Here is a 21,573-nt window from a genome sequence, read left to right as displayed (position 1 = left end):
GCGCTCCTATTCGCTCAGGAGGTTTTCGCCCTGACCCTCATAGGTCGGAGCCTTGCCACGCACGACAAGAAAGAGTTCGTCGGCCAGTGCGATTGTCAAAACCGCCAGACCGACCAGTACAGGCACCTGCGGAATCCACACCGGGATCGACAGCATGCCCGATGTCATGTCCCTGAACTCAATGGATTCTTCAACAAGACCCAGCATGTAGAACGTGGCATATCCCGTCATTGCCAGACCAATCAAAAGAGCCATGGCTTCGAAGCCGCGTTGCAGTCGCGCCGGCATCAGCCCGGTTACAAGCGTCACGCGGATATGGCCCCCAGATCGAAGCGTGTAGGCAAGCGCCAGAAACGATGCTGCTGCCAGGAAGAACCCTGTGAAATCGGAATAAGATGGGATTGTCAGTCCAAGTGCGCCGCCTGTCAGGGCCGAGTAGATTTTATCGGTCAAGTTCAGACAGACTTGCGCGAATACAATGGCCACGATGGCGCTGATGAAAATCGCAGCTGCTACACCGCTATAAAGGTAAAGGGCGTCCAGTACGCGTCGCATAGTTAGTTCCTCCCCTAACTTGCGGGGGTGCGATCACGCCCCCCACCAGTGTATTTTGCGGTCTTACTGATTGTAGGCGTCAAGGATTGCTGCACCCGCCTCGCCGGACGATGCGGTCCATTCCTCAAGCATTTCGGTGCCAATGGCTTGCAAACCGCTCATCAGTTCGTCGGTCGGCTGCTGCACGTCGATCCCGTTCTCAGAAAGGGCCGCAGTTTGTGCGTCGGTTTCTGCACGGCTCATCTCCCAGCCGCGGGCTTCGGCAGCGGCAGCAGCTTTCAAAACACTCTGTTGGGTTGCTTCGTCCAGGCGACGGAAGGCGCGTTTGTTGACGACAACGATGTTCTTGGGAATCCAGGCCTGAATATCGGTGTAATTGGACAGAAAATCCCAAGCCTGTGAGTTTACACCTGTGGATGGCGACGTGATCATCGCTTCAACTCGGCCCGTGGAAAAAGCCTGCGCGATGTCAGGAGCCTCGATTTGGGTCGGAGCGGCGCCCGCCATGGATGCAAAGGTTTCCAAGGTCGAGTTATATGTGCGGAACTTTAGCCCCGCCAGACCTTCGACTGTTGGGATTGGCTTGGTTGTGTAAAGACCTTGCGGCGGCCATGGCACAGCGTAGAGAACCATAATCCCCTGCTCGTCCAAAAGGCTCTCCACAACCGGCCGTTGGGCCGCCCAGAGACGTTTAGCGTCATCGTAGTTCGTCGCAAGAAACGGCAGCGAGTCAACGCCGAAAGCGGGGTTGTCGTTGTTCAAAAGCGAAAGGAAGAACTCGCCGGCTGGAACCTGTCCGCTGCGAACGGCCTTGGAGATTTCCGGGTGCTTAAACAGCGAACCCGCCGAATGCACTTTGATGTCTAGCGCACCATCCGTCGCTTTTGCCACGTCAGCGGCAAACTGATTGATGTTTTGGGTATGGAACGTGGCATCAGGATACGGCGTTGCCATGTCCCAGGTTTCGGCAAGAAGGCTTGTCGACGAAACGGAAAGCGCAATCGCGGCACCACTCAAGAACTTTACAAAACTCATTTGGTTTCTCCCTGTTTTTGAGCTTATCGCAATATACTGATGTTACGTTGACACTTTGTCAATGTTTTACTATCGTAATTCCTGACGTGCCAATCCTGACATGTGCATCTGTCAGGAACTCGCTACCGCAAACCCAGGGAGAGACTTCGATGAATTCAAACGATAACAGAGCGTTATGGCAGTTCTGGGTGGACCGTGGCGGCACATTTACCGATATTGTTGCGCGTAAACCTGACGGTTCACTGCAATCGCATAAGTTGTTGTCAGAGAATCCAGAACGCTACAAAGATGCAGCTGTTCAAGGGATTCGCGAGCTTCTGGAACTGGAATCTGACGACGAGATTCCCGGTGGTATCATTGAGGCCGTAAAAATGGGGACCACGGTTGCCACCAATGCGCTGCTTGAGCGTAAGGGTGATCGAACAGTTTTACTGATCACCAAAGGAATGCGTGATCTGCTTCGGATCGGCTACCAGAACCGACCCAAGCTTTTCGATCTGGAAATCGTGCTTCCTGAGCTTCTCTATGATGAGGTGATCGAAGTCGAAGAACGGCTGGATGCGGATGGCACCATCGCGACGCCGTTGAATTTGTCACAGGTGCGAACGGCGCTCAGCGCCGCATATGGCAAAGGCTTCCGCTCTGTGGCCGTCGCCTTGATGCATGGGTATCGCTTTCCCGAACATGAAAAGAAAATCGGTGATATGGCGAAACAACAAGGTTTCAGCCAGGTCTCACTCAGCCATGAAGTCAGTCCGCTAATCAAGCTGGTTTCCCGCGGCGACACTACAGTTGTGGATGCATATCTGTCCCCCGTCCTGCGCCGGTATGTCGAACAGGTCAGCGACACCTTAGGAGCCGGTCGAGGTGGCTGCAACTCGTTGATGTTCATGCAGTCGAATGGCGGCCTGACTGATGCGGGTCTGTTCCAGGGCAAGGACGCCATTCTATCGGGACCCGCCGGAGGTGTCGTCGGTATGGTGCGCACCGCGGAAGAGGCAGGCTTTGACAAACTGATAGGCTTTGACATGGGCGGCACCTCGACGGACGTTTGTCACTATGCAGGTGAATACGAGCGGTCTTTTGAGACAGAAGTTGCTGGCGTGCGAATGCGTGCCCCCATGATGAGCATTCATACGGTTGCTGCTGGCGGAGGATCGATCCTCAGTTTCCGACAAGGCCGGATGCAGGTCGGGCCGGAAAGTGCCGGTGCCAACCCCGGACCTTCCAGCTACCGTCGCGGCGGACCTTTGACAGTTACCGATTGCAACGTTCTGCTTGGAAAAATTCAGCCGAGTCAATTCCCAAGCGTGTTCGGCCCGGAGGGAAACGAACCGTTGGATGTGGCAGCGGCCCGTACCAAGTTCGAAGAGCTTGCAGCCCAGATTTCGGTCGAGATCGGCGAAGCGCCCAAAACACCAGAAGAGCTGGCCGAAGGCTATCTGCGCATCGCAGTTGAGAATATGGCCAACGCGATCAAAAAGATCTCTGTGCAGCGTGGGTATGACGTCACCAAATACACCATGAACTGCTTTGGTGGGGCCGGTGGGCAACACGCGTGTCAAGTTGCCGATGTGCTTGGTATGGAAAGCATTTACATTCACCCCTTCGCGGGCGTTCTGTCCGCCTTTGGGATGGGGTTGGCCGATATCCGGGCAATCCGCGAGCATCAGTTCGCCAGCTCGATTGCCGACCATGTGAAGGCCGGGAAAGTACTCGCCGGCCTTGGTGCAGCCGCACGAGACGAAGTGCTGCAGCAGGGCATTGACCCTTCGAAAATTAAGCTGATGTATACCGCACAAATTCGCACCCCTGGCTCACATCAGACGTTGCTGGTTTCGTTTGGCGATCAAGAAACGATGCAAGCTGCGTTCAATGACGCCCACCAACAACGCTTTGGGTTCGTGCCTGTATATGATGATCTGGTCATTGATCTTTTGACGGCCGAAGCTGTTGGTGCAACCGGTGAAAGTGTGGCCCCGTCGCAGAACGGCACGACTGAATTCGGGAACCATACCGCCCGCATGTTTACCAAGGGCGCGTGGCAGGATGTGCCACTGGTCATGCGAGAGACAATCCAGCCTGGTGATAGGGTATCCGGTCCAGCAATTATCGTTGAGCCAACCGGCACCAATGTTCTGGAGCCGGGTTGGAATGCCGAAGGTCTTGCAGGTGGAGGGGTGATCTTGCGCCGTGTCGAAGCCATCAGCCGAGAAGAAGCCATCGGCACGAGCGTCGATCCAGTGATGCTGGAAGTGTTCAATAACCTGTTCATGTCGATTGCCGATCAGATGGGCGCGACGCTTGCCAACACTGCCTACTCTGTGAATATCAAGGAGCGTTTTGACTTTTCTTGCGCAATTTTCGACGCCAATGGCGACTTAGTCGCCAATGCGCCGCACGTTCCGGTTCACCTGGGCTCTATGTCTGAAAGTGTACGGACGATCTTGCGTGAGAACGAAGGCAAAATCCGACCTGGCGACGTGTTTATGATGAACAACCCCTATAATGGGGGGACACATTTGCCCGATGTTACCGTGATCACGCCGGTTTTCGATGATCGCGGTGAGAAGATTATCTTCCTGACGGCGTCTCGCGGACACCATGCGGATATCGGTGGCAAGACACCCGGATCGGCACCGCCTGACAGTCGCCACATTGATGAAGAAGGTGTGCTGATCGATAACTTCCTGCTGGTCGAACGCGGTACGCTGCGTGAGGATGCGACGCGCGCGCTTCTAGCATCGGGACGTTATCCGTGCCGCAATATCAATGAGAACATGGCCGACCTGGCGGCACAGATCGCGGCCAATGCCACCGGCGCGATGGAGCTTGGCAAGATCACCCGTCAGTTTGGACTGGAAGTTGTGCAAGCCTATATGGGCCACGTGCAGGACAATGCCGAAGAAAGCGTGCGCCGGGTTCTGGATGTCCTGAAAGACTGCGAATTCACCTATCCGTTGGACAGCGGTGCGCAAATTGCTGTCAGCATCAAAGTCGACAAAGATACGCGCAGTGCCTTAGTCGACTTTGAAGGCACCTCATCGCAGGATCAGTTCAACTACAATGCTCCGTTTTCAATCTGCCGCGCGGTTGTCCTCTATGTTTTCCGGACGCTTGTTGGTGCAGACATCCCAATGAACGAGGGCTGCCTGAAGCCGATGGACATCCGCGCCCCAATAGGGTCGATGATCAACCCGAACTATCCGGCGGCTGTGATCTCGGGCAACACTGAGGTCAGCCAAGCTATCGCGGATACGCTTTTTGGTGCACTTGGGGTGATTGCCGGATCGCAAGGGACCATGAACAACTTCGTCTATGGCAACGCGCGCCTGCAAAACTACGAAACCATTTGTGGGGGTACTGGCGCCGGAGACGGCTTTGCCGGGGCAAGCGCGGTTCACAGCCATATGACCAATACCCGAATGACGGACCCAGAGGTTCTGGAAAGCCGTTTTCCCGTACGTATCGAAGAGTTCTCGATAAGGCAGGAATCTGGCGGCAATGGATACTGGCGGGGCGGCAACGGGATTACCCGCAAGCTTCGTTTCTTTGAAGAGATGACGGCAACCGTCTTGTCCTCACACCGGCAGGTTCCACCACATGGAACCGCAGGCGGGGAGCCTGGCAAATCTGGGGAGAACCATGTCGAACGCAAGGATGGAACCATTGTCCCACTTCGCGGGAATGACGAAGCGCTGATGGCTCCGGGTGACATCTTTGTCATGAACACCCCGGGCGGTGGTGGCTATGGACAAAAAGGCGCCACTAAATGAGCAGTTTCCTATCTGACGTTGGCGCGATGTTTGATTCGGCCGCTGGTTCGCTGGACCTTCCCGATGGTCTGGCCGAGAAAATCCGGGTCTGCAATGCCACCTACGTCACCCGTTTCGGGGTCCGGCTGAGAGGCAAAATGCACACCTTCACCGGCTGGCGTGCTGTGCATTCCACGCACAACAACCCAGCGAAGGGTGGTATTCGCTACTCTCTCCAGGCCGACCAGGAAGAGGTCGAAGCCCTGGCTGCGCTGATGACGTATAAATGTGCCCTGCTCGGCCTGCCGTTTGGTGGGTCGAAAGGCGCGTTGATGATCGACCCACGCGATTGGGAAGAGCACGAGTTGGAAAAAATCACCCGCCGGTTTGCGCAAGAACTGATCCGGCACGGTTTCCTGAATTCAGGTATGAATGTGCCGGCTCCTGACATGGGCACCAATGATCAAACCATGATGTGGATTGCGGACGAGTATCGTCGCCTCAAGCCGGATGACATCAACGGGATGGGTTGCGTGACCGGCAAACCACTTGGGGGCAATGGCATCGAGGGTCGAACCGAAGCCACCGGCCGTGGAGTCCAGTATGCAGTGCAGGTTTTCTTTGAGACGGCTATAGACGCTCAAAAAGCAGGATTTGGCGGCAATGATCTGGCTGGTCGGTCCGTTGTCGTACAGGGGCTTGGCAATGTTGGTTATCATGCCGCCAAGTTCCTATCCGAGGAAGACAAGTGTCGGGTCACGTCGGTTATCGAACGTGACGGTGTTATTCGCAACCCGAGAGGTCTCGACATCGAGCGCCTGAAATCACATGTCATCGAAACGGGTGGCGTTCAGGGATTTGCAGGTGGCCACTTTGATCACGACGGAACCAAAGCCCTGGAAGATGACTGCGACATTCTCATCCCTGCCGCGCTTGAACGTGTAATCCACAGCCGCAATGCCGGAGCAATTCAAGCACGCTTGATCGTCGAGGCCGCCAATGGCCCCGTAACCTATGAAGCAGACAAATCGCTGCGCGAGCGCGGCGTGGTCATCATCCCCGATCTCTTCGCCAATGCAGGCGGAGTTGCAGTCAGCTATTTTGAATGGGTCAAGAACCTGACCCACATCCCTTTTGGCCTGATGGAACGCCGCTATGACGAGAAGGGCCACCGCACTCTGGCCCGCTCGCTGGAGATGATGACGGGGCAGGCTTTTCCCAAGGAGGCCGAAGCCGAGTTCTTTCATAGTCGCCGCGAAATCGACCTGGTTCGATCTGGTCTGGATGACATGATGCGGTCAACCTATGCAGAACTTTCGCGCGGTTGGAACAGCCCGAACAATCCTTCGACAGATCTGCGCACTGCCGCCTACAGCCTTGCAATCAATCGGATAGCCGAGGCCTACAGAGCCATCGGCATCTGACGTGGAGAGAGTGGTTTTCTCCAACCACTCTCTTCTCAACAGTGTTCTCCGCAGTTACCTCGGTTGGAGCCCGCAACGAACCTATGCCTTCGAAAGGCAGTAGGTGGCATGATCCACGTGCTTACCGCTAAGAAATCCGGCACCGCGTTTGGTGCGTTTAAACACAAACCCCAGCCGTTCAGCTGAAGCGCGACTCTTTTGCTTCTCAATGGCAATACCAAGCGTCAACTGCTGGATTCCATCAGTTGCAAATACCAGCGCAATCAACTGCGAAACGCTGGCGATTATAAGTCCTTTGCCCTGTAAATCTCCTGCCAGCCAGTGACCGATCTCAGCCGATCCTTTTTCAGCATCAATCTCCTTCAGGCCAAGCACACCCAACAAACAGTTTTCGGCGAAAAGCCCAAAGTTGCAGGCCCGCGCATCGGCTTTATCCCGTTTGGAGTTCTGTATGAAGCTATAGGTGTCCGCCAGACAGGTCATGTGGGATACCCAGGGTAGCCAGAGACCAAGCTGAGCGCGGTTTGCATCCAGCAAAAGCGGGGCGATCACAGCTGGCATCAAAGGCATCAACAAAACGCTGAAGGGGATTGGTTGCCCGATCCCGATTGAGATGGTTGGGCGGAAATGCGACTTTGCACGTTCGCAGGAGGACTGAATTGATGCTTTATTACGAACCCGTACCAAGGGGCCCTGCTATCTCAATCGAACTATCGTGCCAGCTCGGGTTGAAAATTTTTTCAAGGAGATTGCAGCCGAGCGGAGAGTGCGTCGCCCAACCAGGTTTGGTGCCCCTGCCTATGGCGCAGACACCGATTCTATTGTGTCTAAGAACAAAATTGAAAAGTGTAACTTGGCCGGCGCAAATCAAGGATTTCGGCAGAAATACGCGAATTCCGCAGCTTTCTTTTTGGCAAGAAACGGAGTTGCAACAAAAACTACCTTCTGATAGGTAGTCTTTGAAAAACACGATTACTGACGGAGATGCACAAATGAAGATTTATGATACTGAAGGATTCCCAAACCCTGCCCGTATCCGTATCGCTTTGGCCGAAAAAGGCGTGACGGACAAAGTTGAGTTCATCCCTGTTGACGTAATGGGCGGCGAGCATCGCACGCCGGAATTCAAAGCCAAGAACCCTGATGCCGTTGTTCCTTGCCTCGAACTGGCTGATGGGTTCCACATCTCGCAGTGCAACGCGATCACCGAATACATTGACGGTGAATTCGAAGGCCCATCTTTGACCGGGAAAACTCCGAAAGAACGTGCCCGCATCTCGATGATGAACCTGCGTGCGGAGAACGGTTTGTTGAACGCAGTGGGCACCTATTTTCACCACGCCACACCCGGGCTGGGTCCCGATCTGGAGACCTATCAATGCGCGGAATGGGGCAAAAAGCAGAAAGAGGTTGCCGGTAACACAATGGCCTATCTTGACTCAGTTTTGGCTGAAAATGAGTATTTGGCTGGTGACAGTTTTTCGATGGCGGATATCACCGCTTTTGCCGGGTTGGCTTTCGCCGATTTCGCAAAAGTTGAAATTCCTGAGAGCCTGACCAACCTTCAGGCCTGGCGTGCTAAAGTTGCCGCGCGCCCATCCATCGCCGCCTGATCGAACTCTGCCATCTAAGTCGAAAGGATATCCCCCATGGAACTCAACTCGGACTTTTCCACCCGCGTCGTTGTTCACTCTGACCAGCTTGAGTGGCAGGCCTCGCCCATGAAGGGTGTGGACCGCCGCATGCTGGATCGAATTGGTGGCGAAGTCGCCCGCGCAACCACGATTGTGCGTTATGCACCGGGCAGTAAGTTTTCGGCCCATACCCACACGGGCGGTGAAGAATTCATCGTACTGGACGGTGTGTTTCAGGATGAGCACGGCGATTTTCCCGAAGGAACTTATGTGCGCAATCCGCCAACCACCCAGCATACACCCGGGTCGGAACCCGGCTGCACGATCTTCGTCAAACTCTGGCAGTTCGACATGGACGATCGCAACCAGTTCCGCAAAACCATGGCCGATGAACTAGCTGCACCGGTGAACGGCGTCGCCACTGCCACGCTGCACAAAGATGACCGCGAGGTTGTCACCTACAGCCATCTGGACGCCGGGGCTCAGATGACATCAAACGCTCCGGGCGGTATCGAGCTTCTGATGATCGGGGGATCGCTTACGTCGGGCGAGGACGTTTTGCAAAAGAATGACTGGCTGCGCCTGCCCGAAGGTGAGCCTTTAACCGCCATCGCCGGGCCGGAGGGCGCAAAGGTCTGGATGAAATCCGGGCATCTGCCATTTGCGCAACCACCGGCGGTATGACACATGGATACCTCTAAGTCTCTGGCGCTTGTCGCCGGTGCGGGGGCTGGCCTTGGCCAGTCTCTAGTCTCGCGGTTTCAGGCTGGCGGTATGACAGCCGTTGGCCTCGGGCGCACCCGGCCTGAAAATCCCGTTGGCAGCTTTCATGAACTTGATCTAAGCGACCCTGAGGCCGTCGGCCCGGTCATATCTGATCTGATCGCTACCTATGGCCCACCGAAAACTGTCGTTCACAATACGGCCGAACTGGTGATCGCACCCTTTCCCGAAACCACGTTGGAAGACTACCAGCGGACATGGACATCTATGGTGCAATCGCTTGTCATTCTAGGCCAATGCGTTTTGCAACCGATGGTGCGCGGCGGCGGTGGCACATTGATCGTGTCGGGGGCAACGGCGTCTCTGCGGGGTGGGCCGCGCTTTTCGGCCTTTGCATCGGCCAAGTTTGCTTTGCGTGGGCTAACGCAATCTCTGGCACGGGAATATCAGCCCGCAGGCGTGCATGTGGCCCATGTCATTCTGGACGGTATCATCGACACCCCCCGGTCGCGTGACATGCACAGCCTAGACGCGTCAAAAATGATGAAGCCTGACGAGATTGCCGAGGCGTATTGGCAACTGGCGCATCAACCGCAATCCACATGGACGCATGAGCTGGATCTACGCCCGGCCTCAGAAGGGTTCTGACCGGTGCAGACGCAGACTCTGATTATTGGTGCGGGGCTATCCGGGCTCAGCCTGGCAACGCAATTGGACGAGCAAGACCACGACTATCTGCTGGTAGAAGCACGGAACCGTCCGGGTGGGCGTGTCCTGACCGAGATGTTTGAGGGCGGCTATTTTGATATGGGTCCGGCCTGGTTCTGGCCCGGACAACCGCGCGTCGCTGCTCTGATAAAACGGTTCGGGCTGGATTGGTTTGAACAATACTCGACAGGGGCGTTTAGTTTTGAAGATGAAAACAGCCATGTAGAACGCGGTCGTGGATGTGCCTCGATGCAGGGATCCTATCGTCTCAAAGGCGGTCTGAGCGCCCTTACGGATGCACTGACCGCCGAGCTGCCTGACAATCGCCTTCTGCTATCTACACCCATCACTGCATTGGAAAAGTCGGCTCACGACATCAACGCAACCACTCAATCGGGGCAAAAGATCCTTGCGCAAGCAGTAGTGTTGGCCCTTCCGCCTCGTATCGCAAGCCGGATCGCGTTCTCGCCAGCTTTGCCAAAAGAAACGCAAGCTGCCATGACCGGCATCGCGACATGGATGGCAGGTCAGGCCAAGGCCATGGCCATTTACGATTGGCCATTCTGGCGCACAGCCGGGCTGTCCGGTGACGCCATGAGCCGTGTAGGACCGATGGTGGAAATCCACGACGCTTCACCTGCCGATGGCGGACCTTACGCGTTGTTCGGCTTCATTGGCATCAATTCAACAGCGCGCCAAGACGAACACCGCCTGCGGCAGGCTATCAAGGAGCAGCTTTCACGGCTGTTCGGCCCTGAAGCAGCAGAGCCAAAAGCACTTTTTGTCAAAGACTGGGCCTTTGACCCCTTCACCTCTATCGAAGAGGATCAACAGCCGCTATACGCTCATACGCAATATGGGCTGCCGCAGGCAATGACTCGCCTCTGGGATGGTCGACTGATCTTTGGGGGAACCGAGGTCGCGCGGCAGTTTGGAGGATACATCGAGGGTGCCCTTGAAGCCGCAGGCAAAGCGGTAGCCTTGGTCAAGACAGAAAAGGTTTGAACGCGCATGACGGTTGATACCAAAACTGCCTTGCTGGATGTTGCCGAACGTGCGGCGCGTGCGCGCGGAGTTGATGGATTCAGTTATGCCGATCTGGCCGAGGCTGTGGGTATTCGCAAAGCGTCAATCCACTATCACTTCCCAACGAAAGCCGCCCTTTCAGCAGCCCTCATGGATCGCTATCACACGACACTTGAAGCAGCGTGCGAGCGTATCCGGGTGGATTATGAAACCGGGGCTAAGCAACTACTAGCTCTGATCGCGCTGTACCGGGATGCTTCGAATGATGGCAAGACACTGTGCCTTTGTGTGTCCCTGATCAGCAGCAGAGAGAGCTTGTCCGACGAAGTCATAGAAAAGATCCGCAGATTCCGCGCCATGATGGTCAGCAAGATCGAAGCGATTCTGAAGCTTGGCCAAGCGGATAATTCGATATCTGGGACCACTGATCCTGCCGCCGAGGCAAGGGCCGTTCTCGCATTATTGGAAGGCGCGCATCTGACCGCACGCGCAGAGGAGAATGTTGAGACATTCGATGAAGCTCTGGGTGTCTTAAAGTCACGCTGTTGATGTTGTGCGAAACTTGGCAACTCAGCTGTCACTGTGCCCACAGTTCCCGGACGCAGACATACTTGAGGTGGAATATCGGGGTTTTGTGCCCTTAATGTTGGGATATCCACAACCGACCACGAAGTGATCGCGCATTAACTAGCCGTATGAAAAATGGGCCATTTGCCCAATTCACGTATGGCCGCAACACAGTTCTTCCACAGGATATACCGTCTTAATTTGGGGGCACAATCCGTCAATTGATGACACAGTCCAGAAATTGAAGGCACAAGTTCTTGTTTTGCTCAACTTTTTGAAGCGAGTTTCCAGCAATTAAGGACACCGTGATACTCAGCTCGCGCAACGTCTCGGTGGAAAAGTCGCGATGGTTGCACTTGCTCCCCGCATCGCTTTCATCCGCCATCGGACTTGGGTCGACGGCTCCGTATTTCAGCCCGGCGCCGCTTCGAACAAGGGAATTTGAGACATATGTAGACGCCAAAAACGCAAGAGGTAATTTGATGGGTCTTTAGCATCGGTTCGGGTACTGACATGTGTTTGGCCTATTGCGCGGCCTAAGTAAATGCCGCTGGCCCGTATGGTGTTGGCGGATTCGGGCGAACTCAAAACCACGTGCTCGAAGCTCTCTGTCGCAAGCTGGTTTTCCCGACCCGGTCTCACGACCCTTTTGCCGTACCGCCCATTGTCCTCTTCCGTTTCCGCCGCCGCGCAGCTGCACACGCTTTAGGCGTGGGCAGCCGGAGCCCGGTATCCCGGCGCGGCGATCGTCATTTTCGAGAATTTCTCTATGAGGCTGCCACCGTTATCCCGATCCACAGTTCAGCCGATTGTGACTGGGACCTCAAACTCCGTGAGAAGAACGGCTAATACCGCGCGGCGTTTTCCGTCGCGCACAAGCTGGCCGTCACAATGCATGCCATACTCGAAACCGGCAGGTTCTTCGAACAAAGTGCCGAAACGGCAGCGTGACGATATCACGGCTCGCGTTTAGCGTATGATAACACTTTGACGTCCTCAGCGAGACATGAGCAGAGCCATTCCGCTGAAGGTGTTGCACCGCTGGATCAGCTGATTGCGCCATCTACATTTGGAAGGCGCCCCTCCCAGAACTCTATCATGCGGTGACCGATGTTTACCGCGAAAACAACCTTGCACCCGGCAACCGTTATTCAAAACGCAAAGTGACTGAATCTAGGCTGTGCGATTAGACAACACCCTCACAACCCACTCCGGTTCGCTGTCAAAGGGAACACGATTGTGTGGCACCTTGGACGAGCAAGATGATCTAAAATGTCTCTTTCGGCACTAGCCCTGCTCAAGGCTTTCGGTTCCATCGGTGAATCGCGAAAACTTTGAAGCAGCAGTTTTCAGGACGTTGACAAAATCCTCCAGTAGCTTTGAGGAAGGCAACCCCTCGGGCCGAGCGATCGTATAGGAATACTCAATACTGGGTTCAAAGCGTCGGGTGACTACTCCGTTGGCACGCCAGGGACCAGCGCCAAAGGGTTCGATAATACCAATTGCCAAGTTCTCCGAGATCATTGAATAGCCGGTATGCGAGCTCTGGATGCCAATATCGGACTTGTATCGAACGCCAGCTTCGTCGAGCACAATATATGTATCGTCCCAATTGACCTGTTGCTCCGGCAATATCCGCAGCACGTTTTCGCCTTCCAAATCCTCAGGCCTGATCACGTCACGCATCGCCAGTGGGTGTGTTTCGTGCATTGCGCAGACGTGAGCGGCTTTGATCAATGACTCTTTCTGCATGCCCGGTAAGTCCGGAAACCCATGCGCAATTCCAAGAGTCGCCTGATGCGTTTGGAGTTTGAGTGCAATCTGCGTAAATGAGCCGGTCTCGATCTGGAAAGCCACAGAGGGGTGAGATTCGCGGAATTTTTTGACCGCCATGGGAATGACACTGGTTGATAAGGCGGGTGTCGCACAGATTTTTAAGTCACTCGGCCGCTCCTCCCGAATTTGTTTCGCCGCGCCATCAAGCTCTTCGATGCCAATATAAAACCGTTCAACTCCATCGTAGAAACGAAGCGCTTCTGGCGTTGGAAACAAACGTCCCTTGGTACGTTCGAACAGTTTGAAATCTAGGTAGATTTCGAGATCGGCAATCAATCGACTTACCGCCGGTTGGGTCACAGACATCAAGTTTGCAGCTTGGGCCGTGGTCCCGGACTGCATGACACTACGGAAGGCTTCAATTTGACGGTGTTTCACTGTGGAAATTTCTGGTATAATATTTAGGCATAGATCAATGTATTAATATGACTTGAGATTATCAAGGTCGTTCGTCCATGGTTTCTGAAACTGAAAACCAAGGAAGTACGAATGGCGCATCAGCCGAAGATATTGGTGGCGGGTTATGGTCCCTGGGCTAAAGCGGAAAACAACCCGGCGGCACAGACCGTGGAGGAGCTGCGTAAGCGTGTTTGGCATGACTGCGATCTGAGCCTGCACGTCCTTCCTGTGTGCAGCACGAGCCTGACAGATAATGTGAAAACACTTCTTGAAGAGCAGTGCCCGGACGCATGGCTTGGGCTCGGAGTTTCGGACGCAGGAATCATCGAGGCTGAAATGGTCGGCATCAATTGGCGACATTTCTCTGTTCCTGATGTGGCGGGCAAAAGCTATGAAAGAACCCCGATTATGACCTCTGGACCTGACGCCTACAACGCGACGCTTCCCAACGAAGAAATGGTCGATGCGATCAATAAAGCGGGCATACCTGCGGCGCTGTCCTTTCACGCGGGCACCCACCTTTGTAACCAGATGCTCTACACTACAGCGCATTTGGTTCACCAACGGGGCATGCCTACTTGGCACGGGTTCATTCATGTGCCCCAGACCCCCGCAAACATCGCCATGACAAAACGCCGTGAGGCGAAAGTACCCTCGATGAGTTTGGCCATGATCACCGATGCCGTCGCGATCTGCATCGGTACGCTGAGCCGTCAGCTCTCCACACAGCGATCGCTCTTCGTATAAGGATCACGGCAATGCCAGACAGCTCTACAAACGTCACCCCTCTGCTTTCCGTTCGCGGTTTAACAGTCGAATTCGGCTATGGGGATTTCGCGGTTCGGGCTGTCGATGGCGTGTCCTTCGATCTTGAGCACGACAAAACCTTGGCCATCGTTGGTGAATCCGGTTCTGGCAAATCGATCTCATCGCTCGCGATCCTGGGACTGCTGCGACACATCGGAGGCCGTGTTCCAGAAGGCAAATTACTTTTCGGAAGTGAAACTCTGGGGCGGCGTGTGGACCTCGCCCAGCTTTCTGAGCGCGAGCTTCGCAAAATCCGCGGCAATGAAATCGCGATGATCTTCCAGGAACCTATGACGTCCCTGAACCCGGTGTTCACGATCGGGGGGCAAATGGGCGAGACGCTGGTCTTCCACCAGGGGTTGAGCAAACGCGATGCTCGCGCCAAGGCACTGGAGTTTCTGGACCTTGTGCGCTTGCCCAACGCCGCGCGCTTGCTGGACAGCTATCCACACCAATTGTCCGGTGGTATGCGCCAACGTGTCATGATCGCCATGGCACTTTGCTGCCAGCCAAAAATCCTGATCGCGGACGAGCCGACAACGGCACTCGACGTGACCATTCAGGCACAAATTCTTCACATCATTCGTGAACTGCAGGCCGAGATGGGAACCTCCGTGATTTTCATCAGCCATGACATGGGTGTCGTCTCCGAGATGGCTGACAATGTTCTGGTGATGAAGGCCAGCAAGTTCGTCGAAACCGGATCGGTGGAAACCGTCTTGGGGACTCCGAAAGAAGCTTACACGCAGGCGCTATTGGCAGCGGTGCCGCGCATTGGCAGCATGACCGGCACCACGCGACCGAAACTGTTTGACATTCCGGGTCGAACACCGATCCGCGACCAGACCCCGGCCAAGGCCGTGGATCGCAGCCAGCCATTGCTTGAAGTTGAAGACCTGACGACACGATATGACATCCGTGGCGGGCTCTTGAACCGCGTGACGCACCGAGTGCACGCGGCAGAGAAAATCTCATTCAAAATCTATCCCGGTGAAACGCTTGCTCTGGTCGGGGAATCCGGCAGCGGCAAATCCACGGTCGGGAAAACCATTCAACAGCTGGTGGAACCGGTATCAGGCGCGATGCGGTACAACGGTCAGGACATCTTTTCTCTGCCAGCGGGACAGCGCAAATCGTTCCGCAAGCAAAGCCAATATGTCTTTCAGGACCCCTATGGCTCGCTGAATCCGCGCAAGACTGTCGGCGAAAGCCTAATTGAACCTGCAAAAGTCCACGGGTTGGTGTCATCCAAAGAGGAAGCCGAGGCAAAGATTGCAGATCTGCTGACCAAAGTCGATCTGCCCGCAGCCCATTCCACCCGATACCCGCATCAGTTCTCGGGTGGTCAGCGACAGCGTCTCTGCATTGCCCGCGCTCTGGCCTGCGACCCTAGCCTGATCATTGCTGATGAGGCGGTCTCTGCGCTTGATGTGTCCGTGCAGGCGCAGGTTGTGAATCTCTTGATGCAGCTGCAGGCTGAACAGGGGTTATCCTACCTCTTCATCACCCATGATATGGCAGTGGTAGAACGGATCAGCCATCGCGTGGCAGTGATGTATCTGGGCCAGATCGTCGAGATCGGTAGCCGTCAGCAGATCTTTGAGAACCCTCAGCACCCCTATACGAAAAGGCTTTTGTCCGCTGTTCCGGTTCTAAGTCCGGGTCACCGCCCCTCCCGGCCACCATTGGAAGGGGAAATTCCAAGCGCAATGCGCCCTGTCGGCGACGGGCCGGCGCTTGTCGATCTTCAACCCGTCGAAGACGGCCATTTCTACGCTGCGCAATCCACCGAGGAAATGGGGGTTTCGCTGCACTAGCCCGCCACCCAATCAGCGCAACAACAAGGGCGAATGCCCCGTTCACAAATCACCGACTGGAGGACTTATGTCTAAACTCTCACGATATCTCACGGCCAAGAACGCGGTCCGTTCGACACTTTTGGCATCATGCCTCACTTTCGCAACGCCCATGATCGCGTTTGCAGAAACCACATTGAACGTCGCACAGGGGCGTGATCCGCAAAACCTCGATCCGATCGACACTTTCCGCCTAGCCTGGGGTTCGATCGCAAGCAATGTCTTTGACGGGCTGGTTTTCCGCGGTGAAGACTTGCAACTGCAACCGGGTCTCGCCACCAATTGGGAATTCCTGGATGACGAAACCCGTATTCGGTTCACCCTGCGCGAAGGTGTCGAATTCCACAACGGTGAACCCTTCAATGCAGAGGCGGTGAAATACACCTTTGATCGTTTACTCGGCGAAGAAGGTGCCAAGGGTCCGCAGCGCGGCAACTACACATCGATCCGTGAAGTTGTGGTTGTTGATGAGCACACCGTAGATTTCATGATGGAACGTCCCGATCCGGTCCTGATCACCAAGCTGTCCGGCTACGGCGCGATGATCGTTCCGCCGAAATACATCCAAGAAGTCGGGGAAGAAGCATTCGACATGAAACCGGTCGGCACCGGTCCGTTCAAGGTCGTTGAATACACCCCAACCGTTGGCGTAAAGCTTGAGCGGTTCGACAATTATTGGAACGGCGAAGCCAAGCTCGACAATGTAAACATCCGTTTCATTCCAGAAGACGCGACACGCATGGCGGAGCTTCTGTCCGGCGGCATCGACATCTCTCTGAACATTCCGACGCCATCGGTTGAAACCATCAAGCAAAGCGATGTCGTGGACCTTGTCGCCGTCGATGGCCCGTCCGTTGTCATCACGCGTTTCAATACGGAAAACGGTATCACCACTGATCCGCGTGTGCGCAAAGCAATCTCAATGGCAGTCGATCGTGAGACCATCATTGAGGCGCTGCTCGGTGGACTCGCAAGCCCGATATCCAGCGCTCAGGGCGAGAAATCCTTTGGCAATGATACGTCACTTCAGCCCTATCCATACGACCCGGAAGGTGCAAAAGCGCTGTTGCAAGAGGCAGGTGTTGCGCCGGGGACCGAAATCACGCTGGATATTCCAAGCAACAATGAAACGTTCCGCGAAATTGCACAGGTCATGGCAGCTTATCTTGAACAAGTTGGCCTGAAGTTAAAGGTTCGCACCCACGAGACCAGCGTCTTCTTCAACGAGATCGTGACCAACGGCAAATCCGGCGAGATGTTCTACTTTGGCTGGGGTGGTTGGACTTTTGACTTCGATAACACGGCCTATCTGCTGTACCATACAGGTGAACGCAATAACCCCTACATCGATGATGCAAAGCTGAATGCGCTGCTCGAAGAAGAACGGGCGACCTACAACGCCCAAGTGCGCCGGGACGCGTTGCAGAAAGTGGCCGCTTATGCGCACGAGCATGCGCTCGATCTGCCTCTCTACAACCTATCCACGCTCTATGGTGTGAACAATCGTGTCGAAGGCTTTGTTCCGGCGCCAGATGACCGCGTCCGCTACATGAACATCACCCTGAATTAAACCAATTCCGGCTTCCAATCCTGCTGGCTTGGGAGCTGGTTGCCATCAGCATTGGCCGCTGGGAGGAGATCTCGTGCCCGTCTTTCGCTTCATCCTGCAACGTGTCTTTCAAGCGGTACTTGTGATGCTTGCTGTGACCCTCTTTGTTGCTTTTGCCATCCGCCTGACTGGTGATCCAGCGATCATGATGACCGCTGAATCAAGCAATGTTACAGAAGAAGACCTTGCCCGCATCCGCGAGGCTTTGGGTCTGAACCGTCCGTTCTTTGTTCAGTATTTAGACTTTGTCAAAAGCCTTCTGACCGGTGATCTCGGGGATTCGTTTTTTCGCGGCTCGATCCGCGATCTGATCGGAATAGCCATGCCCGCAACCCTGCTGCTGGCGGTCGCTTCCCTTGGGGTGTCGATCCTTGTTTCGATCCCTTTGGGAATCCACTCGGCGCTCCACAGAGGCGGTCTGTCTGATCAGGTCATCCGGGTGTTATCGTTGGTGGGGCTTTCTTTCCCGAACTTCTGGCTTGGGATCATGTTCGTGCTTCTTTTATCGATCACCTTCCCGCTCCTGCCGGCGTCGGGCTTTGAAAGCTGGTCCGCACTGATCCTGCCCGCCATGACAATCGGGATCATCCTGACGGCGACGAATGTTCGTCTGGTTCGCACCCAGATGTTGGAGACGTTGTCGGCCCAATATGTGATGGTGGCCCGCGCCAAGGGCATGACCGAGGGAGTAGTGATTTACAAGCACGCCCTGCGCAATGCGGCAATAGCAATTGTAACCTTCCTCGGTCTGCAGTTTGGCAATCTGATCGGCGGGCTTGTGGTGGTCGAACTGGTGTTCAACTGGCCCGGGATGGGCACGCTGTCCATCGAGGCCATAGCGCAACGCGATTACCCGCTTCTGCAGGCAACCGTTTCCATTCTGGCGATCATGATTGTCGCCGTTAACCTTGCTGTCGATTTGGTTTACGGCCTGATCGATCCGCGTATCAGGGTGGCTTAAATGACTGATCAAAAGCGACAAAAACCTGTGCGTGCCGTTCCGAAGTTTCTGATGAGCCGCTACTTCAAGTTCGAGTTCATTGCGGGCGCTTTGCTGACCGGAGCTCTGACCCTACTGGTTCTGTTTTCCGGGGTCATCTATCCCGACGGGGGGGCTACAGTTGACCTTCTGGCACGTTTGACGCCGCCTTTCCTATCGTCTGAGCACCCGTTGGGGACAGATCCGTTGGGCCGGGATATTCTGGAACGCATTATCCACGGTGGGCGTGTTTCACTGTTGGTCGGCGTGCTCTCTGCCGTCGGGTCGGTGGTGCTGGGAACAGTGATCGGGCTCTTTGCGGGCTACTATCGCGGATTCCTGGATACCTTTGTCATGCGGTTTGCCGATGTCCAGTTGGCCTTACCATTCATCCTGATGGCGATCACTGTCATTGCCATAGTGGGTCCCGGGATCGATCGGATCATCGTCCTGATGATCGTTTCGCAATGGGTGCAATATGCGCGCCTGGTTCGGAGCTCAGTACTGAGCCTGCGAGAGCGGGAGTTTGTACAAGCCGCACGGAGTTATGGCTTGCCGGATGTGAAAATCATCTTTTCGCACATTCTGCCGAACGCCATGGGTCCGCTGATCATTCTGCTGACACTGAATGTGGCTAACAATATCCTTCTTGAAAGCAGCCTGACCTTCCTTGGCCTCGGCGCAGACCCGCAGACGCCAAGCTGGGGTGGCATGCTTTCTGAAGGGCGCAGCTACATCCAAACTGCCTGGTGGGTTACCGTTTTCCCAGGTGTCGCCATCATGCTGACGGTGCTTGGCCTAAACCTGCTTGGAGATTGGCTAAGGGACGAGCTGGATCCATTGGGGCAAACCCGCTGATCTCAAAAAAATGCAAGCTGAAAACGGTCCGCAAACGCGGACCGTTACTTTTTCAAGAGACATAGCCAACATGATTTCGTTTTTATTGCACCTTTGATCACGTCGGGTTTGCCGTAACGCTTCGTCCGCTATGCACCCGCGACGCTGCATCTTTGCTCGCTTTGTCGATGACAATCTTTCATGGCAGACCGTTGACCTCCAGCATACGAGCGAAGAATTTGACGGAGGTCAGTCTGTTACGGCGCTGCGACAGCATGAAGTCCGGCGCATTGCCATGTTTGTCAACGGAGCGATAGAGGTTGCCCTTAACCTTGATGTAAGTTTCACCCATTCTCCAAGAGCGGACACACAGCCCTTTGCGGCGACGAGCGTTCTCAGAGATTGCACCGGAATACCGTGTCACCCACCTGTTCAGCGTGGTGTGGTCCACAGAAACGCCTCGTTCGTGTATGATCTCTTCCAGATCACGGTATGACACGCCGTACCGGACATAGAAGAAGACCGCGAACAGGATCACATCCTAAAGATATTGTTCGCCTTTGAATAAAATCATGAGCCGACTTTCGACCTAACTATTAGAAGGACAATACGCTCGCTACATCCACGCGCGACAATGGTCAAAACTCTGCAACAGAACCATTAGAAGAACACAGCGCACAAGACCACGTCCCTGGGGAAGTGGCCGTATTTCAAAGACGGCCATACTGAAACCTGCTCGCAATTGTTTTTAAGCCAAAAAAGCCAAGACACGTGATTTGGTCAACCAATGCCCAAAGTTTGCGACATGTATGGACATCCCCCTTTGGGCAAGAAGAATCTTTGGCTGGTAATTCGCGTAGCCAGGTGCTGACATGTATGCGGCCTCATAGTGCGGCTTTCCCATGCCGCGGGCCCGTATGGAGTTCTCAGATCAAGTCCAATTCAGAACCACGTGCTCCAGAACCACGTGCTCCAGGCACTGTGTCGCAAGCTGGTTTTCCTGATCTCGTCTCATCGACTGTTGCGCCTTACCTTCCGTTTGACCTTCCCACGCCTCCGGGATCAGATCGTTTGCACGGCTCTAACGTGTAACGATTGATCCCGGTATTCTTCGCCATGTGCCATCAACGCCCAGACAATCCGTGCCATTTTGTTAGCCAGTGCTACCCTGACCAACATGGGTGGCTTGCGCTCCAGCATCCTTGCGAGCCAGGAGCCAGGCGTGGCCCCCTTATGCTCGGCCCATCTAACCACGGCGCTGGCGCCAATAATGAGGAGGCGCCGTAACGTTCTGTTGCCCATCTTTGAGGTGCGCCCCAGGCGCTGCTTGCCGCCGGTCGAATGCTGGAGTGGGGTTAAGCCTACCCATGCCGCAAAATCGCGCCCCCTTCTAAATGTCGAGGGTGGTGGCGCAAGCGCGGCAAGCGCTGTCGCAATAATCGGGCCAACGCCTGGTATCGCGGTCAACCTCTGACATGTTTCATCTTCCTTGGCACGCTGTGCAATTTGCGCCTCCAACTGTCTGATACGGCCATTTAAAGCGTCAAGCGTATCGACAAAAATGCTCAGGAGAGGACGGGACATCGCCGGCAGTTCAATGGTCCCATCTTCGACCGCAGAAACAAGTTTACGGACATGTGTTGGGCCTTTCGCAACCACAAAACCGAACTCGGATAAGTGACCGCGCAAGGCATTGATGATCTGCGTGCGTTGCCGGACCAACAGATCCCGAGCTTTGAAAGCCAGGGCTGCAGCCTGATTGTCTTCGCTGCGGACCTGCACAAACCGCATAGTTGGTCGCAGGGCTGCCTCGCAAATGGCTT

At 55.0% G+C, this 21,573-nt stretch carries 17 protein-coding genes and 2 pseudogenes; 13 read left to right on the top strand and 6 right to left on the bottom strand.

The features are described 5' to 3' along the window. Nucleotides 1-6: 6 nt before the first annotated feature. Nucleotides 7-555 carry a TRAP transporter small permease gene (locus ACR1XY_RS16020; RefSeq protein WP_480594616.1) on the bottom strand — a complete coding sequence of 183 codons (549 nt, stop codon included), beginning with the start codon at nt 553-555 and terminating at the stop codon, nt 7-9. 63 nt (nt 556-618) lie between these two features. Then, nucleotides 619-1,590 carry a TRAP transporter substrate-binding protein gene (locus ACR1XY_RS16015; RefSeq protein WP_480594614.1) on the bottom strand — a complete coding sequence of 324 codons (972 nt, stop codon included), beginning with the start codon at nt 1,588-1,590 and terminating at the stop codon, nt 619-621. A 149-nt stretch (nt 1,591-1,739) separates the two neighbouring features. Here ACR1XY_RS16015 and ACR1XY_RS16010 point away from each other — a divergent pair, with 149 nt between their 5' ends. Together ACR1XY_RS16010 and ACR1XY_RS16005 are read left to right on the top strand one after the other, a co-directional pair. After that, nucleotides 1,740-5,366 (top strand): hydantoinase B/oxoprolinase family protein, encoded by a 3,627-nt coding sequence (locus tag ACR1XY_RS16010; RefSeq protein ID WP_480594612.1) that lies wholly within the window; start codon nt 1,740-1,742, stop codon nt 5,364-5,366. After that, entirely contained in the window at nt 5,363-6,769 is a 1,407-nt protein-coding gene (locus ACR1XY_RS16005) for a Glu/Leu/Phe/Val family dehydrogenase (RefSeq protein ID WP_480594610.1), read from the top strand. The genes ACR1XY_RS16010 and ACR1XY_RS16005 overlap by 4 nt, the downstream gene beginning before the upstream one ends. A gap of 81 nt (nt 6,770-6,850) precedes the next feature. On the opposite strand, the gene ACR1XY_RS16000 is transcribed toward ACR1XY_RS16005, so the two are convergent. Then, the gene (locus tag ACR1XY_RS16000; protein ID WP_480594693.1) at nt 6,851-7,330 is read right to left on the bottom strand and encodes a GNAT family N-acetyltransferase; all 480 of its coding nucleotides are present in this window, start codon (nt 7,328-7,330) and stop codon (nt 6,851-6,853) included. Between ACR1XY_RS16000 and ACR1XY_RS15995 the strand changes: the two are divergent. The 6 genes and pseudogenes from ACR1XY_RS15995 to ACR1XY_RS15970 all read left to right on the top strand — a co-directional run. Further along, nucleotides 7,305-7,397: pseudogene (locus tag ACR1XY_RS15995) on the top strand (IS6 family transposase); the annotation flags it as partial. The gene ACR1XY_RS16000 and the pseudogene ACR1XY_RS15995 overlap by 26 nt on opposite strands. 364 nt (nt 7,398-7,761) lie before the next feature. Beyond that, nucleotides 7,762-8,382 carry a glutathione S-transferase family protein gene (locus tag ACR1XY_RS15990; protein WP_480594609.1) on the top strand — a complete coding sequence of 207 codons (621 nt, stop codon included), beginning with the start codon at nt 7,762-7,764 and terminating at the stop codon, nt 8,380-8,382. A 36-nt stretch (nt 8,383-8,418) separates the two neighbouring features. Then, nucleotides 8,419-9,087 (top strand): cupin domain-containing protein, encoded by a 669-nt coding sequence (locus ACR1XY_RS15985; protein ID WP_480594608.1) that lies wholly within the window; start codon nt 8,419-8,421, stop codon nt 9,085-9,087. Nucleotides 9,088-9,090: 3 nt separating this feature from the next. After that, a complete protein-coding gene (locus tag ACR1XY_RS15980) occupies nt 9,091-9,774 on the top strand; it encodes an SDR family NAD(P)-dependent oxidoreductase (protein WP_480594607.1) in 684 nt (227 codons plus the stop codon). Between the two features lie 3 nt (nt 9,775-9,777). Further along, a complete protein-coding gene (locus tag ACR1XY_RS15975; protein WP_480594606.1) occupies nt 9,778-10,839 on the top strand; it encodes a flavin monoamine oxidase family protein in 1,062 nt (353 codons plus the stop codon). 6 nt (nt 10,840-10,845) lie between these two features. Further along, on the top strand, nt 10,846-11,409 hold the full coding sequence (locus tag ACR1XY_RS15970; RefSeq protein ID WP_480594604.1) for a TetR/AcrR family transcriptional regulator: 564 nt from the start codon (nt 10,846-10,848) through the stop codon (nt 11,407-11,409). Between the two features lie 1,305 nt (nt 11,410-12,714). Here ACR1XY_RS15970 and ACR1XY_RS15965 read toward each other — a convergent pair. Then, entirely contained in the window at nt 12,715-13,641 is a 927-nt protein-coding gene (locus ACR1XY_RS15965; RefSeq protein ID WP_480594602.1) for a LysR substrate-binding domain-containing protein, read from the bottom strand. A gap of 111 nt (nt 13,642-13,752) precedes the next feature. Between ACR1XY_RS15965 and ACR1XY_RS15960 the strand changes: the two genes are divergently transcribed. The 5 genes from ACR1XY_RS15960 to ACR1XY_RS15940 all read left to right on the top strand — a co-directional run bounded on the left by ACR1XY_RS15960 (nt 13,753) and on the right by ACR1XY_RS15940 (nt 19,771). Next, entirely contained in the window at nt 13,753-14,409 is a 657-nt protein-coding gene (locus ACR1XY_RS15960; protein WP_480594601.1) for a pyroglutamyl-peptidase I, read from the top strand. A gap of 11 nt (nt 14,410-14,420) precedes the next feature. Further along, complete coding sequence (locus ACR1XY_RS15955) at nt 14,421-16,286, top strand: ABC transporter ATP-binding protein (RefSeq protein ID WP_480594600.1); 1,866 nt, start codon at nt 14,421-14,423, stop codon at nt 16,284-16,286. Nucleotides 16,287-16,437: 151 nt separating this feature from the next. After that, a complete protein-coding gene (locus ACR1XY_RS15950; protein ID WP_480594599.1) occupies nt 16,438-17,895 on the top strand; it encodes an ABC transporter substrate-binding protein in 1,458 nt (485 codons plus the stop codon). Nucleotides 17,896-17,968: 73 nt separating this feature from the next. Next, the gene (locus ACR1XY_RS15945) at nt 17,969-18,895 is read left to right on the top strand and encodes an ABC transporter permease (protein WP_480594598.1); all 927 of its coding nucleotides are present in this window, start codon (nt 17,969-17,971) and stop codon (nt 18,893-18,895) included. Further along, nucleotides 18,896-19,771 (top strand): ABC transporter permease, encoded by an 876-nt coding sequence (locus ACR1XY_RS15940; RefSeq protein WP_480594597.1) that lies wholly within the window; start codon nt 18,896-18,898, stop codon nt 19,769-19,771. 181 nt (nt 19,772-19,952) lie between these two features. Here ACR1XY_RS15940 and ACR1XY_RS15935 read toward each other — a convergent pair. Further along, nucleotides 19,953-20,288: pseudogene (locus ACR1XY_RS15935) on the bottom strand (DDE-type integrase/transposase/recombinase); the annotation flags it as partial. A gap of 524 nt (nt 20,289-20,812) precedes the next feature. Continuing rightward, the coding region (locus tag ACR1XY_RS15930) for an IS110 family RNA-guided transposase (RefSeq protein ID WP_480594596.1) at nt 20,813-21,573 on the bottom strand (761 nt) is incomplete at its 5' end.

The organism is Ruegeria sp. AD11(2025) (genome assembly GCF_056542405.1).
This window is presented reverse-complemented; position numbering and strand designations above follow the sequence as displayed.

Coding starts and splice junctions, on each gene's coding strand:
- ACR1XY_RS16015 (WP_480594614.1), bottom strand. CDS start 1,590: ATGAGTTTTGTAAAGTTCTTGAGTGGTGCCGCGATTGCGCTTTCCGTT.
- ACR1XY_RS15950 (WP_480594599.1), top strand. CDS start 16,438: ATGATCGCGTTTGCAGAAACCACATTGAACGTCGCACAGGGGCGTGAT.
- ACR1XY_RS15970 (WP_480594604.1), top strand. CDS start 10,846: ATGACGGTTGATACCAAAACTGCCTTGCTGGATGTTGCCGAACGTGCG.
- ACR1XY_RS15940 (WP_480594597.1), top strand. CDS start 18,896: ATGACTGATCAAAAGCGACAAAAACCTGTGCGTGCCGTTCCGAAGTTT.
- ACR1XY_RS16010 (WP_480594612.1), top strand. CDS start 1,740: ATGAATTCAAACGATAACAGAGCGTTATGGCAGTTCTGGGTGGACCGT.
- ACR1XY_RS16000 (WP_480594693.1), bottom strand. CDS start 7,330: ATGCCAGCTGTGATCGCCCCGCTTTTGCTGGATGCAAACCGCGCTCAG.
- ACR1XY_RS16005 (WP_480594610.1), top strand. CDS start 5,363: ATGAGCAGTTTCCTATCTGACGTTGGCGCGATGTTTGATTCGGCCGCT.
- ACR1XY_RS15985 (WP_480594608.1), top strand. CDS start 8,419: ATGGAACTCAACTCGGACTTTTCCACCCGCGTCGTTGTTCACTCTGAC.
- ACR1XY_RS16020 (WP_480594616.1), bottom strand. CDS start 555: ATGCGACGCGTACTGGACGCCCTTTACCTTTATAGCGGTGTAGCAGCT.
- ACR1XY_RS15990 (WP_480594609.1), top strand. CDS start 7,762: ATGAAGATTTATGATACTGAAGGATTCCCAAACCCTGCCCGTATCCGT.
- ACR1XY_RS15960 (WP_480594601.1), top strand. CDS start 13,753: ATGGCGCATCAGCCGAAGATATTGGTGGCGGGTTATGGTCCCTGGGCT.
- ACR1XY_RS15980 (WP_480594607.1), top strand. CDS start 9,091: ATGGATACCTCTAAGTCTCTGGCGCTTGTCGCCGGTGCGGGGGCTGGC.
- ACR1XY_RS15955 (WP_480594600.1), top strand. CDS start 14,421: ATGCCAGACAGCTCTACAAACGTCACCCCTCTGCTTTCCGTTCGCGGT.